Below are 664 nucleotides of genomic sequence, written 5' to 3'. Positions count from 1 at the left end.
CTGCCCTTCCCGAGAGATGGGTGACAGTTCATTCCGGAGACATGGGTTACACTTTCGGCCCTTTGCAAGGAGAGCAAGGTGCCTTGGAAGGAGTGTAACGTCATGGAAGAGCGGCTGAAGTTCATTGCCCGGCTGCTGGACGGCGAGAAGATGGCGGTGCTTTGCCGTGAGTTCGATATCTCGCGCAAGACCGGCTACAAGATCCTCACACGCTACAATGACAGTGGCCTTGAGGGGCTGACGGATCGATCACGCCGACCCTACCGCCACGCCAATCAGCTTCCGTTTCAAATCGAGAAGCTGATTGTGCGCCTCAAGCAAGACAAGCCGACCTGGGGTGCGCCAAAGATACGCGAACGGTTGGCCCGGCTGTATCCTGACGTTCACCGGCCTGCGATCTCGACGGTGCATGCGGTTCTCGACCGCCATGGCCTGGTCGAGCGCCGCAAGCGAAGGCGCAACAGGGCGATGGGAACACCACTTTCAAACGGCTATCGGCCCAACGATCTGTGGTGTGCCGACTACAAAGGCGAGTTCATGCTCGCCGATCGGCGCTATTGCTACCCGCTGACGATCACCGACTTCGCCAGCCGCTATCTCATCGCCTGCGAGGCGTTGTCGACTACCAAGGAAGCCTATGCCTTCACGGTGTTCGAGAGCGTTT

1 protein-coding gene is annotated in these 664 nt (G+C 58.9%); it reads left to right on the top strand.

Going from position 1 to position 664, the window contains the following annotated elements:
- Positions 1 to 78 precede the first annotated feature (78 nt).
- Positions 79 to 664, top strand: a 586-nt coding sequence (locus NKI96_RS32470) for a helix-turn-helix domain-containing protein (protein ID WP_502900320.1), incomplete at its 3' end; no start/stop codon positions are given.

Origin of the sequence: Mesorhizobium sp. M0292 (assembly GCF_040321695.1) — a bacterium.
Lineage (GTDB): Bacteria > Pseudomonadota > Alphaproteobacteria > Rhizobiales > Rhizobiaceae > Mesorhizobium.
The sequence above is the reverse complement of the archived record's forward strand: the minus strand, read 5'-3'. Positions and strand labels throughout refer to the sequence as shown.